General features: G+C 70.1%; 19 protein-coding genes. 10 read left to right on the top strand and 9 right to left on the bottom strand.

The annotated features are described in order from the left end of the window. Positions 1 to 83: 83 nt before the first annotated feature. Entirely contained in the window at positions 84 to 296 is a 213-nt protein-coding gene (locus tag CP970_RS23465) for a hypothetical protein (protein ID WP_055548328.1), read from the top strand. Between the two features lie 32 nt (positions 297 to 328). On the opposite strand, the gene CP970_RS23460 is transcribed toward CP970_RS23465, so the two are convergent. Together CP970_RS23460 and CP970_RS23455 are read right to left on the bottom strand one after the other, a co-directional pair. Further along, positions 329 to 988: a hypothetical protein gene (locus CP970_RS23460; protein WP_150493848.1), complete on the bottom strand. Its 660-nt coding sequence runs from the start codon at positions 986 to 988 to the stop codon at positions 329 to 331. A gap of 33 nt (positions 989 to 1,021) precedes the next feature. Then, entirely contained in the window at positions 1,022 to 1,672 is a 651-nt protein-coding gene (locus CP970_RS23455; protein WP_055548307.1) for a GNAT family N-acetyltransferase, read from the bottom strand. A gap of 110 nt (positions 1,673 to 1,782) precedes the next feature. Between CP970_RS23455 and CP970_RS23450 the strand changes: the two genes are divergently transcribed. Continuing rightward, positions 1,783 to 2,055 carry a ribbon-helix-helix domain-containing protein gene (locus CP970_RS23450; RefSeq protein WP_055548306.1) on the top strand — a complete coding sequence of 91 codons (273 nt, stop codon included), beginning with the start codon at positions 1,783 to 1,785 and terminating at the stop codon, positions 2,053 to 2,055. Continuing rightward, the gene (locus tag CP970_RS23445; RefSeq protein ID WP_055548305.1) at positions 2,052 to 2,495 is read left to right on the top strand and encodes a PIN domain-containing protein; all 444 of its coding nucleotides are present in this window, start codon (positions 2,052 to 2,054) and stop codon (positions 2,493 to 2,495) included. The genes CP970_RS23450 and CP970_RS23445 overlap by 4 nt, the downstream gene beginning before the upstream one ends. Positions 2,496 to 2,596: 101 nt before the next feature. On the opposite strand, the gene CP970_RS23440 is transcribed toward CP970_RS23445, so the two are convergent. Continuing rightward, positions 2,597 to 3,358, bottom strand: coding sequence for a phosphoglyceromutase (locus CP970_RS23440; protein WP_055548303.1), 762 nt, complete (start codon positions 3,356 to 3,358; stop codon positions 2,597 to 2,599). A gap of 126 nt (positions 3,359 to 3,484) precedes the next feature. Here CP970_RS23440 and CP970_RS23435 point away from each other — a divergent pair, with 126 nt between their 5' ends. Further along, positions 3,485 to 4,789 carry an MDR family MFS transporter gene (locus CP970_RS23435; RefSeq protein WP_079043557.1) on the top strand — a complete coding sequence of 435 codons (1,305 nt, stop codon included), beginning with the start codon at positions 3,485 to 3,487 and terminating at the stop codon, positions 4,787 to 4,789. On the opposite strand, the gene CP970_RS23430 is transcribed toward CP970_RS23435, so the two are convergent. The 3 genes from CP970_RS23430 to mshA all read right to left on the bottom strand — a co-directional run bounded on the left by CP970_RS23430 (position 4,731) and on the right by mshA (position 8,455). After that, a complete protein-coding gene (locus CP970_RS23430; protein ID WP_150493846.1) occupies positions 4,731 to 6,395 on the bottom strand; it encodes a glycosyl hydrolase family 28-related protein in 1,665 nt (554 codons plus the stop codon). The two genes, CP970_RS23435 and CP970_RS23430, sit on opposite strands and share 59 nt — an antisense overlap. A 199-nt stretch (positions 6,396 to 6,594) precedes the next feature. Beyond that, positions 6,595 to 7,116, bottom strand: a complete 522-nt coding sequence (locus CP970_RS23425; protein WP_055554121.1) for a type III secretion system chaperone family protein — start codon at positions 7,114 to 7,116, stop codon at positions 6,595 to 6,597. Beyond that, positions 7,109 to 8,455: a D-inositol-3-phosphate glycosyltransferase gene (gene mshA, locus CP970_RS23420; RefSeq protein ID WP_150493844.1), complete on the bottom strand. Its 1,347-nt coding sequence runs from the start codon at positions 8,453 to 8,455 to the stop codon at positions 7,109 to 7,111. The genes CP970_RS23425 and mshA overlap by 8 nt, the downstream gene beginning before the upstream one ends. 192 nt (positions 8,456 to 8,647) lie before the next feature. Here mshA and CP970_RS23415 point away from each other — a divergent pair, with 192 nt between their 5' ends. From CP970_RS23415 to CP970_RS23405, 3 genes are all read left to right on the top strand, one after another. Further along, entirely contained in the window at positions 8,648 to 9,445 is a 798-nt protein-coding gene (locus tag CP970_RS23415; protein ID WP_150493842.1) for a class I SAM-dependent methyltransferase, read from the top strand. 359 nt (positions 9,446 to 9,804) lie between these two features. Further along, complete coding sequence (locus CP970_RS23410) at positions 9,805 to 10,881, top strand: C40 family peptidase (RefSeq protein ID WP_055551916.1); 1,077 nt, start codon at positions 9,805 to 9,807, stop codon at positions 10,879 to 10,881. A gap of 334 nt (positions 10,882 to 11,215) precedes the next feature. Continuing rightward, entirely contained in the window at positions 11,216 to 12,568 is a 1,353-nt protein-coding gene (locus tag CP970_RS23405) for a PP2C family protein-serine/threonine phosphatase (protein ID WP_055551917.1), read from the top strand. 15 nt (positions 12,569 to 12,583) lie between these two features. Here CP970_RS23405 and CP970_RS23400 read toward each other — a convergent pair whose 3' ends face one another. From CP970_RS23400 to CP970_RS23390, 3 genes are all read right to left on the bottom strand, one after another. Then, positions 12,584 to 12,916: a DUF2516 family protein gene (locus tag CP970_RS23400; RefSeq protein ID WP_079043796.1), complete on the bottom strand. Its 333-nt coding sequence runs from the start codon at positions 12,914 to 12,916 to the stop codon at positions 12,584 to 12,586. 139 nt (positions 12,917 to 13,055) lie between these two features. Continuing rightward, the gene (locus tag CP970_RS23395; protein WP_055551918.1) at positions 13,056 to 13,637 is read right to left on the bottom strand and encodes a hypothetical protein; all 582 of its coding nucleotides are present in this window, start codon (positions 13,635 to 13,637) and stop codon (positions 13,056 to 13,058) included. A 70-nt stretch (positions 13,638 to 13,707) separates the two neighbouring features. After that, positions 13,708 to 14,169 (bottom strand): helix-turn-helix domain-containing protein, encoded by a 462-nt coding sequence (locus CP970_RS23390; RefSeq protein WP_055551920.1) that lies wholly within the window; start codon positions 14,167 to 14,169, stop codon positions 13,708 to 13,710. Positions 14,170 to 14,476: 307 nt separating this feature from the next. Here CP970_RS23390 and CP970_RS23385 point away from each other — a divergent pair, with 307 nt between their 5' ends. From CP970_RS23385 to CP970_RS46005, 3 genes are all read left to right on the top strand, one after another. Further along, the gene (locus tag CP970_RS23385; RefSeq protein ID WP_150493840.1) at positions 14,477 to 15,304 is read left to right on the top strand and encodes a restriction endonuclease; all 828 of its coding nucleotides are present in this window, start codon (positions 14,477 to 14,479) and stop codon (positions 15,302 to 15,304) included. A 400-nt stretch (positions 15,305 to 15,704) separates the two neighbouring features. Next, positions 15,705 to 16,025 (top strand): transposase, encoded by a 321-nt coding sequence (locus tag CP970_RS46010; protein ID WP_398655608.1) that lies wholly within the window; start codon positions 15,705 to 15,707, stop codon positions 16,023 to 16,025. Between the two features lies 1 nt (position 16,026). Then, on the top strand, positions 16,027 to 16,431 hold the full coding sequence (locus tag CP970_RS46005; protein ID WP_398656967.1) for a transposase: 405 nt from the start codon (positions 16,027 to 16,029) through the stop codon (positions 16,429 to 16,431). Positions 16,432 to 16,433: the final 2 nt, after the last annotated feature.

Here is a 16,433-nt window from a genome sequence, read left to right as displayed (position 1 = left end):
CTGGCCCGTCACGGGGGTGTGTTCACGGTACACAGGAAAGCCGGGACGTTGCGTCGCGCCTGATGGGAGGGCTGGCCCCGGTGATTCTGACGATCAATGTGGCGGTTCTGCTTGCTGTGATCATCGTCTTGCGATTGCGCAGACGCACACAGGCCAGAAAGCGGAGCGACGAGCAGCTGACCGTGGCCATCGTGCTGGTCTTCGGGGTACTGGTCGCCCCGACCGGCTTCGGCCAGTGGATCCTGGAGACGACGGGGCAGGTGGCGCAGGGAATCTCGCGGTCGGGCACACCGTGACGGTCCGCTCCGCTGCACTCCCCTGACCTGTTCTACCTACCCCAGCCGGGTCGTCCCAGCGCCTGGTGGATCGCGGCGGTCCGCGCGTGCGCCTGCTCGCCCTCGGCGTGGGCGCCGTCGGCCCGGATGGCGTCCATCGCGAGGAGTCGGAAGTCGCGTCTGGCCTTCTGGGCGACGTCGTGGGCCTGCGTCAGCTCGGCCGCGAGATCGCGCGGCTCGGCAGGTGGGGAAGTCTCGGCAGGCGCGACGCTCTCGTCCCACTCGAACCAGACGAGGGCGGCGCACCGCGCCCTGTGGACCGCCGCGGACAGGACCGAGGCGGCGTGGGCGACTTCTTCGGGCCCCTCCAGCAGAACGCCTTCGTACGCCGTGCTGTCCGAAGGCCCGAAGACCCGCAACTGCTCGGCGGCGGCCTCCCGTTCGGGCGGCCGCGCCGACAACGCGTGATGGGCCCACCACAGCGCATCCAACTGCCGTCCCACCTCTGCCGCGAAGGCGATGTAGGCCTCTCGTCGGGGCTCCCGCATCTGCGTCGCGAGATCGGCGTGTATCTGCCGCTCCATCTGCCGGTGCTGGGCCGCCAGTTGCTGCGCCATCTGGGATCGCGCGAAGAACCCGCTCACACCGGCCGCGACGGCCGTTCCGCAAGCTCCCACTGCCGCGCCGAGGATTGCTGCAAGTCCCGCGTCCATGCGGGCATTCTGGGGGAACGCGCGTGGCGCCCTTCACGCACCCCGGGCAGCGGGAGCCTCGCGGACCAGGCTGGTCAGCGGGCCGTGGGTGCGCCAGCCCAGGAACTCGTACAGCGCCCGCCCCTCGTCCGTCGCGCCAAGCACCGCGGCCGAGGAGCCCTCTGCGGCGGCGACGTTCCCCAACGTCCGCATGACCAGGCTGCCGAGGCCCTTGCGGCGGTGCGCCTCGGAGGTCTCGATCTGGTCGAAGACGGCGGTGCGCCCGGGGCCCGGCACGGCGACCTGCCCATGGGCGGCGAACGCGCCGTCCCGCCCCAGGACGAGCACGCGCGTGACGCCGCCGCGCGTCCAGGTGCGTATCTCGTATCCCTCGGGGGCCGCGGCGGCGGTGGGGCGCAGCGGCGCCGACATCAGGAAGCCGTCGTCGCCGAAGCGCCAGCCGGGCGCCACCCACGGGGCGACGGTCTCCCGCGGCAGAAAGACCTTGAGCCACGTCCCCGGGGCGGTGACCGTCTCCGTCAGCTTGCGGACCAACGGCTCGTCGGCATCGGCCATCACGTGCCGGGTGACGTGCCCGCTCAGCCCGACGTCGACGGTGAACCCCCAGGGCTCGACGACGGGCACCGCGGCGCCGCGCGAGACGACCCAGCCCTCCACCCATGAACGTATGAGTCCGGCGTCCATCCCTGCCCCCTCCGTAATATGTGTAGACGATGACTGCACCTTACGCGCGTGGCTTCGCCGGGAGGCGCGAAAGCCATACCCTAATCTGGTACATGGACTAAGCTTGGTACATGTCCATGAAGCGCACGAATGTCTACGCGGACCCTGAGGATCTGGCGATCATCAAGGAGGCGGCCAAGCGCAGAGGGATAAGCGAGGCCGAGATCATCCGCCAGGGCATCCACCTGGCGGCCATGGCGAATCGCGTCTGGGACGAGCCCTTGTTCTCGCGCACCTTCGAGGGGTCGGGCCGTACGCAGTCCAGGGCCGAGGTCCGCGACACGGTCGCCGACGCGGTCCGCCGCGAGACCGACTCCGATGCCGGTCCCGGAACCGCCGCGTGATCATCGTCATCGCCGACACCTCCGGCCTGCTGGCCGCTCTCGACTCCACGCACCCGGAGCACGCCGCGGCCAACGAGGCGATCCTCGCCGCCGGCCTCCTCGTCCTGTCCCCGCTCCTGCTCGCCGAACTCGACCACGTCGCGACGCGCGAACTGGGCCGGGAGGCCGCGCACAGCGCGATCGACGACATCCGGCACTGGATGAGGCGGGGCCGCATCGTCGCACCGGAGATCACGGAGACCCACCTGGGCACCGCCCAGTCCGTCCGCGCGCGCTACAACGCGCTGGACCTCGACCTCGCCGACGCGGTGAACGTGGCCCTCGCAGCCGACTACGAAACCGATGCGATCCTCGCCCTCGACCGCCGCGACTTCCGCGCCGTACGCCCTCTCGGCCGCCACAAGGCATTCCGGGTACTGCCCGACGACCTCCCCCTCTGACGCGTCAGCGGGCAGGACAACCACTCACGCCGTCCGTCTCCAGCGAAAAGCCCCCTCACCAGCGGAGAATCCGCAGGCAGGGGGCTTGAAGCGGGTCGGGGCTACTTCTTCTTGCCCTGGTTCTTGACCGCCTCGATCGCCGCCTTCGCCGCGTCCGGGTCGAGGTACGTGCCCCCGGCCTTCAGCGGCTTGAACTCGGCGTCCAGTTCGTACGAGAGCGGGATGCCCGTCGGGATGTTCAGGCCCGCGATGTCCTCGTCGGAGATGCCGTCCAGGTGCTTGACCAGGGCGCGGAGGCTGTTGCCGTGGGCCGCTACCAGGACCGTCTTGCCCGTGAGGAGGTCGGGGACGATGCCGTCGAACCAGTACGGGAGCATGCGGACGACGACGTCCTTGAGGCACTCCGTCTGGGGGCGCAGCTCGGGCGGGAGCGTGGCGTAGCGGGGGTCGGAGAACTGGGAGTACTCCGCGTCGCGGTCGAGCGCCGGGGGCGGGGTGTCGTACGAGCGGCGCCAGAGCATGAACTGCTCCTCGCCGAACTCGGCCAGGGTCTGGGCCTTGTCCTTGCCCTGGAGGGCGCCGTAGTGGCGCTCGTTCAGGCGCCAGCTGCGGTGGACCGGGATCCAGTGGCGGTCAGCCGATTCCAGGGCGAGCTGCGCGGTGCGGATCGCTCGCTTCTGGAGTGACGTGTGGACCACGTCGGGGAGCAGGCCGGCGTCCTTGAGCAGCTCACCGCCGCGGACCGCCTCCTTCTCGCCCTTCTCGTTGAGGTTGACGTCCACCCAGCCGGTGAACAGGTTCTTCGCGTTCCATTCGCTCTCGCCGTGGCGGAGGAGGATCAGCTTGTACGGTGCGTCGGCCATGGGTCCGAGCCTAATCGACCCCCACGGATTGACGCTCGCCGTCAATCCGCTGGCCTCGGCAAGCACTCGGGTCGTAAGTTACGAACGCCTCTAGCGCCACTTACATCACACCCGGGGGATGCACCCATGTCAGTCGCCTCGCTCAGACGTGCCGTCACGGAGTCCGTCTCGGGACTACCGAAGGCCTTCTGGTGGCTGTGGACGAGCACGCTGGTCAATCGACTCGGGGCCTTCGTCGCGACGTTCATGGCTTTGTACCTGACCTTGGAGAGGGGCTACTCGGCTTCGTATGCCGGGCTCGTGGCCGCCCTGCACGGGCTCGGTGGCGTCGTCTCCTCGATCGGTGCGGGCGTGATGACCGACCGGCTCGGGCGGCGGCCCACGCTGCTCATCGCGCAGGCGTCGACCGCCCTCTCCGTAGCGGTGCTCGGGTTCATGGAGCATCCGGTCGCCATCGCGGGTGTGGCCTTCGTGGTGGGCATGGCGAGCAACGCGTCCCGGCCCGCCGTGCAGGCGATGATGGCGGACATCGTGCGGCCCGAGGACCGGGTGCGGGCGTTCTCGCTCAACTACTGGGCGATCAACCTGGGGTTCGCGATCTCCTCGGCGGGCGCCGGGTTCATCGCCTCGTACAGCTATACGGCCGGGTTCCTGATCGAAGCCGCCATGACCATGGTCTGCGCGATCGTCGTCTTCATGAAGCTGCCCGAGTCCCGGCCGGTGCGTACCGCCCTGGAGAAGGCCGCCGAGCCCGCCGTCGGGCTCGGGACCGTGCTGCGGGACGGGCGGTTCATGGGTGTGGTGGGGCTTTCGTTCCTGGTCGCGCTGATCTTTCAGCAGGGGGCCGTGGGGCTGCCTGTGGCCATGGGCGAGGCGGGGTTCACGCCCGCCGACTACGGGCTCGCGATCGCCGTGAACGGCGTCATGATCGTGGCCCTGCAGATCCCGGTCACGCGCTTCATCGAACACCGGGATCCGCGGCGGCTGTTGGTGATCTCCTCCCTGATCGCCGGGTACGGCTTCGGGCTCACCGCCTTCGCCGGGTCGGTCGGCGTCTTCGCCATGACGGTGTGCGTGTGGACCCTCGCCGAGATCGTCAACGCGCCCACCCAGACCGGGTTGGTGGTGCGGCTCTCGCCCACCCACGGGCGCGGGCGCTACCAGGGCATGTACACGCTCTCATGGTCGGTGGCCGCGCTGGTCGCTCCGCTGATGTCCGGCCTCATCATCGACCGGTTCGGCGCGGAGTGGCTGTGGGGGGCGTGTGCGGTGATCGGGACGGTGGCCGCGTTGGGGTACTGGGGGCTGATGCGGCGGCTCCCGGAGGAGTACGTCGTGGAGGAGCACGTCTCGCAGGAGCGCGTCCCGGAGGTCAGTGATGCAGAGACCGTTGCGCCTCGTACAGATTCCGTGGCCGCACCGCGTCCGTAGTGCCGTACAGCTCCACGCGCGCGTGGAGGTCGCCGGTGAAGTCCGGTACGTCGGTCTGGTCGAATTCGCGGACCCTGTTGATGCCCACCGTCGCGCTGTAGGGCGCTAGTTCGTCGATCTTCAGCAGGCCCGCGCGTTCGTTGGTGACGCGGATGTTCCAGTGCGTGAAGCGGGCTCCGAAGAGGGGGCCCGCGCTCGCGTCGCCGCCGTGGCGGCCGTTGTTGTCGACGGTGATGTCCGTCCGTACGTTCGCGAAGGGCATTCCGCGGTGCGAGTCGAAGGTGCCCATCTCCATGCGGCCGCGCGACCAGACGTTGTGGGAGGAGAGGCCCTCGACGTTGATGCCGTGGAGCTGGGTGCCCGCGGGGGCCGGTGTCGTGCGCTCCTCGATCACGAAGTCCTCGATGAGGTTGTCGTGCGAGCCCTCCCGGCAGAAGTACGGGTGGTGGGAGCCGCGGCCCGCCACGCGGGTGCGGCGCAGGGTGCAGGCGGAGGCGCCGACCAGGCCGAAGCCGTTGTCCACGTGGCGTACGACGACGTCGTCGGCCCAGCAGTCGTAGGCGCACTGGAACGCGACGCCGTTGTGGCCCTTGTCCAGGAGGTGCGGGGACTGCGGGGTCTCGACCGCTTCGAGGGTCAGCCCCTCGACGCCGGAACCCGTCAACTCCCTTGCGTGGGTGGTGATCCGCGGGTCCCACTCCGGGCGTACGTCGAGGGGGAGCGGCCGCTCGAAGGTGACCCGGCGCCTGGCACGGTCGACGGCGGCGATCCGTACGGGCCACTCGTAGGGGACGTACGAGGTGAGCTTGGTCTTGTCGTCCCAGGTGTACGCCGCCGGGCCCGGGCCACCGCCCGCCATGTGCTGGAGGAGCGTGTGGTCCGCGTCGTCGGCGAGGCGGAGCAGGACGAGGTCGCCCTTGTGGAGGCGGGAGGCGTCGGCGACCGGCACCGACCAGGAGCCGCGGCGGGCGGGGGCGACGGTGGTGAGGGTCTCCCACTCGTCGCGCTTGTTGCCGGTCCAGCCCTCGAAGGGCCATGCCTTGGCCTTGATGGCGGCCGTCAGGGAGTCGTAACGGGCCTCCGGGCAGAGCCAGATGAGGCCGCCCGCCCAGGACCAGCTGGACTTGTCGCCGCCGTAGCGGGAGCCGTAGGGGCCGATCAGCTCGGTGAGGTTCTTGGTGGCGAGGAGGGTGGTGCGGGTGCTGCCCGCGCCGCGCAGGGTGACGTGGTCGTGGGCGATGCGGATGATGCCGTCGACGCGGAAGGTGCCGGGTGGGATTCGCACGGTGCCTCCGCCGGATGCTCCGGCGTCGGCCAGGGCGCGGTTGATCGCGGGGGCCGCGTCGGACGTGCCGTCGGGCTTCGCCCCGTAGTGGCGGATGTCGAGCGTTCGCTTGTGGCGGGGGAAGGGGTGGGCGCCTGTGCGGGCGCCCGCGCGGGCCACGTAGGGGATCTGGGGGTGGGTGTAGGGGGACGCGGTGAACTCCCGCCAGAGGGCGGGGGTTTGGCCACGGGCCGCGCCGGGAGCGGTCGCGTGCGCCGTTCCGCCGGTCGCCGCTATGGCTATCGCGCCTGCCAGTACGCCCCGTCTGGTGGGGTGGTCCATAGTGTCGCGCCGCCTTCCAGTCCATGGATGTGAACTACGTTCACGTCTGCGGTGTGCTGGAGCATGGCATGGCGGTGCGCCCGGCGGAAGAGTGCGGGTCGGTGATTCCTGTGCCGCCGCTTCGCGACGGATGCTTTCCCGCCCACCCGTTACTCCGCACCGGGCGTGCAGGTAGGGGCAGGCCCCGCGCTAAGCCCTCTCAGCCGCGCGGCTGGGTCAAGTTCGTGAACGCGTCCAAGTTGCGCGTCGACTCGCCCCGCGAGACCCGCCACTCGTACTCCTTGCGGATCGCCGACGCGAAACCGAGTTCGAGGAGCGTGTTGAAGGAGTCGTCCGACGCGGAGAGGACCGCGCCGAGGAGGCGGTCCAGTTCGTCGGGGGTGACCGCGGCGAGCGGCAGCTTGCCCGCGAGGTAGATGTCGCCGAGCGAGTCGATCGCGTAACTCACGCCGTACAGACGGAGGTTGCGCTCCAGGAGCCAGCGGTGCACCGCCTCGTGGTTCTCGTCGGGGTGGCGAATCACGAAGGCGTTCAGGGAGAGCGAGTGCTTGCCGACGATCATCGACAGGGTGGTGGAGAGCTTGCGGGTGCCCGGCAGCTTCACCACGTACGAGCCGGGCTCGGGGGACTCCCATTCGAGCTCGGCGTCGTCCAGGGTCCGCTCGATGATCGTCGCGGCGTCCGGAGCAGCCGCGTCCGGAGTTTCTGCCTGCTCAGCCATGGTGCGAGCGTACGTGACGGCGGAAGTCGTGCATGGCTCCGGTGTAGACGTCCGCCGTGGCGGACGCCGCGGTGTCCCAGCCGAAGGACTGCGCGTGCCGGGCCGCCGCCGCGCCCATCCGCTCCACCAGGTGGGGGTGGTCGGCGAAATCGCGCAGCACGCGCGCGTAGTGGGCCGGTTCGTGTCCGGAGACCAGGAAGCCGGTGACCTCGTCGCGCACGGCGACGGGCAGGCCGCCCACCGAGGCGGCGAGGACCGGGGTGCCCGCCGCCTGCGCCTCGATGGCCACCAGGCCGAACGACTCGCTGTAGGAGGGCATCACCAGGACCGACGCCGCGCGGAACCAGTCCGCGAGCTGCTCCTGGCCGACCGGCGGCTGGAAGCGGACCACGTCGGCGATGCCCAGCTTCGCGGCCAGCTTCTGCAGGCCCTCGGGCTTGGCGAGGCCGCTGCCGCTGGGGCCGCCGACTATGGGGACGACGATGTTCGAGCGGAGCGCGGGGCGCTCGTCCAGCAGGACGGCGACCGCGCGCAGCAGCACGTCAGGGGCCTTCAGGGGCTGGATGCGGCCCGCGAAGAGCGGGACGAGCGCGTCCTGCGGGAGGCCTAGGCGGTGGCGCGCCGCGGCCCGGCCGTCGGCCGGGCGGAAGCGGTCGAGGTTCACGCCGGGATGGACGACGGCGACCTTGCCGGGGTCGGCTTCGTAGTGGCGTACGAGTTCGTCGGCCTCTTCGGAGGTGTTGGCGATGAGGCGGTCGGCGGCGCGCACGATCTGCGTCTCGCCGATGACGCGGGCGGCGGGCTCGGGGGTGTCGCCCGTGGCGAGCGCGGCGTTCTTGACCTTGGCCATGGTGTGCATCGCGTGCACCAGGGGGGCGCCCCAGCGCTCGGCGGCCAGCCAGCCGACGTGGCCGCTCAGCCAGTAGTGGGAGTGGACCAGGTCGTAGTAGCCGGGGCGGTGTCCGGCCCAGGCCTGCATGACGCCGTGCGTGAAGGCGCAGAGCTGGGCGGGCAGCTCCTCCTTGGCGAGGCCTTCGTAGGGGCCCGCGTCCACGTGCCGCACCAGCACGCCCGGGGCCAGCTCCACGGCGGGCGGGAGCCCCCCGGTGGTGGCGCGGGTGAAGATCTCGACCTCGACGTTGATCGCGGCGAGGCGCTTGGCCAGTTCGACGATGTAGACGTTCATGCCGCCCGCGTCGCCCGTGCCGGGCTGGTGGAGCGGCGAGGTGTGCACGCTGAGCATGGCCACGCGGCGTGGGCGCCGCTGGCTGCCGGGGATACGGAGCCTTGAGGGTGCCGCCGGGGCGCGACGCCCGAGCCTGGACACGTACTGGCTCACGTGACGGTCCTCCTTGCGTACGGGCATGACTACACGGAGGCCGTACGGGTCCTCCGGAGGGTGAACACCGGAAGGCTCGCCTCCATTTCCTCTTCGCCCCTTTTTGCCAAAGCGTTACCCGTGCCGCCCGCCGCACCGCCCGCCGCACCGCCCCTGAGCCGCTCGGCCGCGGGCCGCGCATACCCTTTCCCCATGGCCCCACGCACCCCTTCCCGCCCCGTGGGATCGGTGACGCGGGGGACCACCAATCCCAACCGGCTGCGCCGCATGGACCGCTGGATCGCCGCGGTCCACGGCGCCGAGCTGCGCCGCCGTCCCGACCCCGTCGCCGTCGACCTCGGCTACGGGGCCTCCCCCTGGACCGCCGTCGAGCTGCTGCTCCGGCTGCGCACCGTCGCGCCCCACGCGCGCGTGGTCGGCATCGAGATCGAACCGGCGCGGGTCGCGGCCGCCAAACCGTACGAACGCGAAGGGCTCTCCTTCCGGCACGGCGGCTTCGAGGTGCCGCTGCCGGGCAGCCCGGTCCTGATCCGGGCCGCGAACGTGCTGCGGCAGTACGACGAGGAGCAGGTCGGCGCCGTCTGGGAACGGCTGTGCGCGCGGCTCGCCCCCGGCGGGCTGCTCGTCGAGGGCACCTGCGACGAGATCGGGCGGCGGCACGTATGGGTCGCGCTCGGGCCCGAGGGTCCGCGCACGGTCACCTTCGCCACCCGGCTCGGCTCCCTGGAGCGCCCTTCCGACCTCGCCGAGCGGCTGCCGAAGGCGCTGATCCACCGGAACGTTCCCGGCGAGCCGGTGCACGCGTTCCTGCGGGACTTCGACCGGGCCTGGGCGGCCGCCGCGCCCTACGCCTCGTACGGCGCGCGGCAGCGGTGGATCAGGGCCGTCCGCGAACTGACGGCCGACTGGCCCGTGCTCGACGGGACGTCGCGGTGGCGGCAGGGGGAAGTGACGGTGCGGTGGGAGGCGTTGGCGCCGCGGGCGGGCTGAGCGAGGCGGCGCGGGCGGGCTGTGCACGGCGGCGCGGGCGGGCTGTGCGCGGCCGCCGGATGAGACGACCGCCGTACCGGTCGGATGAACTGACCGCACCGGCCGGACGGGCGCCGACTCCCCCGCGTCGCCCGGGGATTGAACACATGTGCGTGCGCGGAGGCGGTGATTCCGCCCGCCCCGCGTGGAACGCATCGCTGTGACCTGCGGGGAACGAACTCCGCGTGCCATTCGTCACATGAGACGGGTGGGGAGATCGGAGTTGCTGTCGGACTCTGTCGCATTGGGCGTCGGCATGGCACCATCCCGAAGGCGACCGCAAGTTACTGACGGTAAATCAGCTTTGGGGGTGGCAGGGCGTGACTGGCAAGCGATACTCGACGGCGACGGCCGTGGCGCTGATCTGCGCGGCGACGGTGCTCGCCGCACCGGGGACGGCCTTCGCGCAAGCGGCGGGCGGCCCCGCCGAGCGCATGCCGAAGAAGCCGACGCCAGGCACCGGCAAGTCCCTGGAGCAGGTGCGCAAGGACATCGAGAAGCTCTACCACGACGCGGGCGTGGCCACCGACGCGTACAACGCGGCCGAGGAGAGCGCCGACAAACAGTCCCGGCAGATCGTGAAGCTGGCCCAGGACATCACCAAGGCGCAGGAGAAGCTGCGGAAGCTGAAGTCCCGCGCGGGCGCCGAGGCCCGCGCCCAGTACCGCAACGGCGGGATGCCGCCCGAGGCCCAGCTGATGCTCAGCCAGAACCCGGGCCAGTTCCTGGACGGCGCGGGACGCATGCGCGCGGGCCAGAAGGCCACCAAGGGGATGCTGACCGAGCTGGAGCGCACCGAGGACGACCTGCGGATCTACGCCAAGGACGCCAGCTCGCGCTGGAAGAAGCTGGACGCCGACCGCAAGTCGAAGGCCACGTCCAAGAAGGAGATCAAGAAGAAGATCGCGGACGCCGAGAAGCTCGAATCGCGCCTGGAGAAGGACGAGCGGGAGCGGCTGCGCAAGCTGGAGGAGGCGGCCGCCCTCAAGAAGCAGTCGGCCTGGGTGAGTTCGGGCGTCCTGAAGGACATCGACGGCAAGGCGTCCCCGCAGGGCAAGAAGGCCATCGAGTTCGCCACCGCCCAGATCGGCAAGCCGTACGTGTGGGGCGCCGAGGGCCCCGGTTCGTACGACTGCTCGGGGCTCACCTCGAAGGCGTGGGCCGCGGCGGGCAAGGGCATTCCGCGCACCTCGCAGGAGCAGTGGAAGCAGTTGCCGCGCGTCGACATCAAGAACATGCGCCCCGGCGACCTGATCATCTACCACTCGGACGCGAGCCACGTCGGGATGTATCTGGGCGACGGCGCGATCGTGCACGCGCCCCGTCCCGGCCGTGACGTGACCATCACGGGCGCCGGATCCATGCAGATCCTCGGGGTCGTACGGCCGGACAAGTAGGGGTCGTACGGCCGGACAAGTAGCCGTGCGGCCGGATAAGTAGCCGCCGCCGAGCGGCCCCGCGCGGCCCCTCGCGGCCGGGGCGCCCGCCCGGCTGTGACCCAGCACACGCCCCGGCCCTCCGCTCAACCCCCTCGGCGTGATGTTCGTCATTCCGGGCGGGGCCGGTGCCGTGCCCAATTGCGTTCCTGGATGCGGCATATGACGGTGGCCGATTGCCCCGCGGCTCGTCGCGCGGCATTCCACTGGAGGCACGGCTACCGCTAAGGTCCCCGTCGGTGCCGCGTCGACCTGCGTGGCACCACGCCCTCGGGGGGAGGGAAGGAACCAAGCGATGCCCGTACCCATACCGCGGCAGCGAGCAGTCCCGGCCGCGGAAGGCGGTCAGGGCCAGGCTCCTGCGGCGCCCCACGACACGGCGGCTCCCGCCCACGACACGACCGACACAGGAAACGGCACCGGTGCCGGCACCGGCACCGGCACCGGCACCGGACTCAGCCTCCTCGTGATCGAGGACGACCCGGCGGGATCACTGAGCGTTCCCGAGCTGCTCGACTCCGCGGGCAAGCCCATCCGCATCCGCACCGCCCGCAACCTCACCGAGGCCGAGCGGCTGCTCACCGACGACGTGCACTGCATCCTGCTCGACCTGGCCCTCCCCGCGCCCGGCGCCGCCGAGGCGGACGAGGACGAGCTCGTCGCGCTCAAGCACGTCCTGCGGCTCGCGCCCCGGCACGCCGTCCTGGCGCTCACCGGGGACGGTGACGCCGAGCGCGGCGCCGAGGCCGTGCGGGTCGGCGCCCAGGACTACCTCTTCCGCGACGAGCTGGACGCGCGCCTGCTGAGCCGCGCCATCCGCTACGCGGTGGAGCGCAAGCGCGCGGACGCCGCCCAGCGCCAGCTGACCGAGTCACGCCTGCGCGCCCAGGAGAACGCCCGCCTGGAGCGCGGCCTGCTGCCCACCCCGCTCCTGGAAGGCTCGCCGCTGCGGTTCGCCGCGCGCTACCGCCCCGGCCGCTCGCGCGCGCTGCTCGGCGGCGACTTCTACGACACCGTGCGCACCCCCGACGGCTCCGTACACGTCATGATCGGCGACGTCTGCGGGCACGGCCCCGACGAGGCCGCGCTCGGCGTGGAGCTGCGGATCGCCTGGCGGGCGCTGACCTTCGCGGGCCTGTGCGGCGACGAGCTGCTCTCCACGCTGCAGAAGGTCCTGGAGCACGAGCGCGCGGACGAGGAGATCTTCGCGACGCTCTGCACGGTCGACATCGCGCCGGACGGCCGCAGGGCGGGACTGTGCCTCGCCGGACACCCCTCGCCGCTGATCGCGCGCGAGGGACGGCTCGCGGAACTCCTGCCGTACGAGGACGGCGGCCCTGCGCTCGGGCTCCTCCCCCGCGCGCGCTGGCCGCGCAGGCAGGTGGAGCTCGGCGGGAAGTGGAGCCTGATGCTCTACACGGACGGCCTGATCGAGGGCCGCATCGGCCAGGGCAATCAGCGCCTGGGGCAGGAGGGCATGGTGGAGATGATCCGCCGCCAGATCGCCACGGGGCTGCAGGGCGACGAACTGCTCTCGGCCGCCGTCAACGAGGTGCGCGACCTCAACGGCGGGGACCTGACGGACGACGTGGCGGTACTGCTGCTCGACCGGGCGCCGGGGGCGCGAACGGGCGCCGCTACAGCCTGACGGTGCCTACGGTGACTACCGGCCGCCGTTGTAGGGCCCGTAAGGACCATCGCTGCTGGAGCCACCGCGGCGGCCGCCGCCACCGCTGATCTGCCGGATCGCGGGCCGCACGTCGACCATGTACACGATCGTCGCGACGAGGCCGATGATCGGCAGGAACGACATGATCGGGAACAGCAGGTTCACGATGAAGGCGATCCCGAGAATGATCAGCCAGAACGGCTTGGTCTTCTTGTCCGCGGCCCGATAGGCGTCCTCGCGCCGGACGGCGGCGTCGATGAGCGCGAATCCGCTGAAGAAAATCAGGGCCAGCGACAGCAGCCACATGAAGTTCGCGAACCCCTGCATCAGCACAACGTCCACCACCAGTCTCGGCTCAACGATTACGCGGCCACGGTACCCGCTACCCCGTCAACGGGGCGGGCACGCCGTGAGTGCCCGCCCCGTACACACGGGGAACGCGTGGGTAACTCGGTACCGCGGGGACCTACTTGGCGGGCGGCGTGGTCTTCTTCGCCGTCGTCTTGCGGGTCGTGGTCTTCTTCGCGGCGGGCTTCTTGGCCGGGGCGGCGGCCGCGGCCTTGGGCTCGGCGGAATCGGCGGCCGCGGGCTCGGCGTCGGGCTCGACCGTCTCGCCGATCTCGAAGATCTCCTCGGCGACCTCGCCGCGCCAGGTCTTCACGACCTGCTCGCCGTGCTCGGCCACCTCGTCGTACTTCTCACGCGCCTTGACGGCGAACTCGGCGGCCACCCCGACACCGCGCAGCGCGAGGTCCTGAGCGGTCTCACCGATCTTCTTCAGGTCGGTGTCGAGCGTGCCGAGCACCTCGGTGACCTTGGCCTGGATGGTCTCCTGCGCCTCCTTGGCGCGGGCCCCCGCCTTGTCCTGGACGACCTTGGGGTCGGTGTTGCGCACCGCGTCGATACGGGACGGCGCCTCGGCGATCAGCTGCTCGACGATGCCGGGCACCTTCTTCGCCTGCTGGAAGGCACGGTCCGCGGACCCGGCGACGAAGTACGCGGGGGTGGGGTTGGTGAAGGTCTTGCGCAGTTCATCGGTGATGGCCATGACGATGGTCCTCCCGGATTCGCGTCGGCTTGGTCAGTTGGGTCGACTTGCTCAGCTTCAGGGTGATTGCTCAGCTTCGGGGTGATTGCTCGGTACCGGCATCGCCGCCGTCGGCCGTTCGGGGGCCTTCAACGGTGTCGGTGTCCTCATCCGCGTACGACGCGGCGTCCGCGTACGTCGAGGTCTCGAAGCCGTTCTCCTTGCGGAACGACTCGTAGATCTGCAACAGCACTTGTTTCTGACGCTCGTTGATGGAGGGGTCGGCGAGGATGACGGCGCGCGTCTCCAGCTCGTCCCGCTCCTTCTCGTCGAGGATCCCGGCCCGCACGTACAGCGTCTCCGCGGAGATCCGCAGGGCCTTGGCGACCTGCTGAAGCACCTCGGCACTCGGCTTGCGCAGGCCTCGCTCGATCTGACTCAGATACGGATTGGACACCCCGGCGGCATCGGCGAGCTGCCGCAGCGACAGCTGCGCACTGCGCCGCTGCTCGCGCAGGTACTCACCGAGATTGCCGACGTTGAGCGATGCCATGACTCGATGGTGCAGCACCCTTGCTAACTATTGCAAGCGCCTGCTTGCAAAAGTGCGCTAAGTCATTCGCCATCGTGGTGAGGTCGTGGTGAGAGTGAGCACGATAGGTGCCGTCTTTGCAGGACATCTGTCGTGCGGCCGCGGTCATGCCCCTGATGCGGTCGCAAGGCAATCCGGGAAGGCAGGGTGGTCTTCGCTAGACCGCTGCCGACAGAGGCAAGGAGCCTTTGTCGGCGCGCCAACCCGCCGCTTACGTGCTCCAGGCAGCCGGGCCGCAGGCTGCGTCTGCGGCCCGAATACCCTCCCCGTGACCGAGCTCGCGATCCTCGGACGAGTGCGCGTGCCAGTGACCTGCCTGAGGGGCTGCGTGGTGAAGGCATGGATGATCCGGGCCGGGGCTGACGGCGAACGCGAGGACGCCTCTCTCAGTGAAGGCCTAACTATCGCTGGCTGGCCCGAAGTCGGCGACCTCACCCACTGCTCACCCTGGGACGGCCTCCGCGCAGAGATCGACAAGGCCTACCCATGCGAAAACCCGCGGGTCCTGAGTAACTGGCAAGGCCAGTTGTGGCGATTTCGTTCCGTTGTCACCCCTGGCGACATCATCGTGCTCCCGCTGAAGACAGGCAGCGTTGCGCTCGGGTACATCACCGGCGACTACCAGTACCGGGCGGACTCGTCACCAGGGCTGCGCCACGTACGTACCGTCACCTGGAGCCGTACCGACGTGCCGCGCTCCGAATTTCGTGCGGACCTGCGCGCCACGCTCGGCTCGCTCCTCACTGTGAGCGAGCTGCGCCGTCTCGACGCAGCATCCCGGCTCGCTGCCCTTGCCCATGGCAGCCCTGACCCGGGAAACCCCGACGCTCCCAAGCACTTGAGGCTCCTGGAAGGCCCGGCCGCCCTGGCCGAGAAGGTGGCTGAAGCGGCTAAGGGCCGTCCCATAGAACTTGCCGTACGCGACTTCCTAAGCATCTGGGACGTCGTGAGCCGCTCGTCCAAGGCCATCGCCACCATCCGGCGTGATCTGGCTGAGTTCGGCCTCTCGACCGTCCCGCCGTTTACCGAGGTCCCGATCGACCACACCATCCGTGTCGCCCTGCAGATGCTCAAGACGGTTCAACCACAGGCTTGACCGCCACCGAGCAGAGCAGCCAGGGAGACCTACCCGTGTTGTTTGAGCGCGAACAGGGTAGGTAAGTCGGCCGTGGTCGGGAGCTGATCGTGAATGTCCTCGGCAGGCATGAGGAACGCCGCTGCAGACGGCGCCCAGGGTGATGACCGGATGGACGGAAAGGGGAAAGCACCAACTACCAACTACCCGCATTTCATACCCTCTTCAGCACGAACAAGGAGAACTGCCTGCAATCCCAGCACTCACTCGTCGGACGACGCTTTCCGTGCAGCGCGCCGAGCGTGGACCGCACATGGTGTGTCCTTGCGTCAGCCCACCGCCGTAAGAGGTCGCAACCGAATCTTGAATGAGTGCGCTGGTCGCGCGTGTCCGATCTGATGATCGGGCCGTTGATGGCTGAGTGAGCACTCGGCCGTGGATCGTGGACGATGACTTGTGGGAGCCGGTCGAACCGCTGCCGCCGCCCTGGCCGGAGCGGGCTCCAGGGGCGAAGCCGGTGTCGGACAGGCTCTGTTTGCAGGGCATTCTGTACGTGCTGTTCAACGATGCGGCCTGGCAACTCCTACCACTGGAGCTGAGGTTCGGCTCCGGACAGATCTGCTGGCGCCGCCTGGACCCGCACGTGCGTGGACGGCTCTCACGTCGGCGTGAAAAAGAGGGGGACCCGCAACCGGTCCGTCGCCGGTCGACCGGCGCAAGACGGGCAGTAAACACCGCCTGATCTGCGACGGGCGTGGCGCCCCGCTGCACGTCATCGCCACTTCGGCGAATGTCAACGACATCGCCCGGACCCTCGCCTGGTCGACGGCATCCCACCGGTCGCTGGGCGCCCTGTCCGTCCCCGCCGACGCCCCGAGGTCCTGCTCGGCGACAAGGCATACGACTCCCGGACCGTGCACCGCGAGCTCCGCCGACGCCTTATCCTGCCGGTGATCTCACGCAAGGGCGCCCCGAACATCAAGGGCCTGGGCAAGCTCCGCTACGTCGTCGAGCAGACCTTCGCCCTGCTCCACCAGTTCAAGTGCCTCGCCGTCCGGTGGGAACGACGAGTCGAACTCCACGGCGCCTTCATCTCGTTGGCATGCGGCCTCATCTGCTGGAGACGACTCAAAAAGGGCCGATCATGATC

The organism is Streptomyces kanamyceticus (assembly GCF_008704495.1).
GTDB lineage: Bacteria > Actinomycetota > Actinomycetes > Streptomycetales > Streptomycetaceae > Streptomyces > Streptomyces kanamyceticus.
Note: the sequence above shows the minus strand (reverse complement) of the source record. Positions and strands in the feature narration are given on the sequence as shown.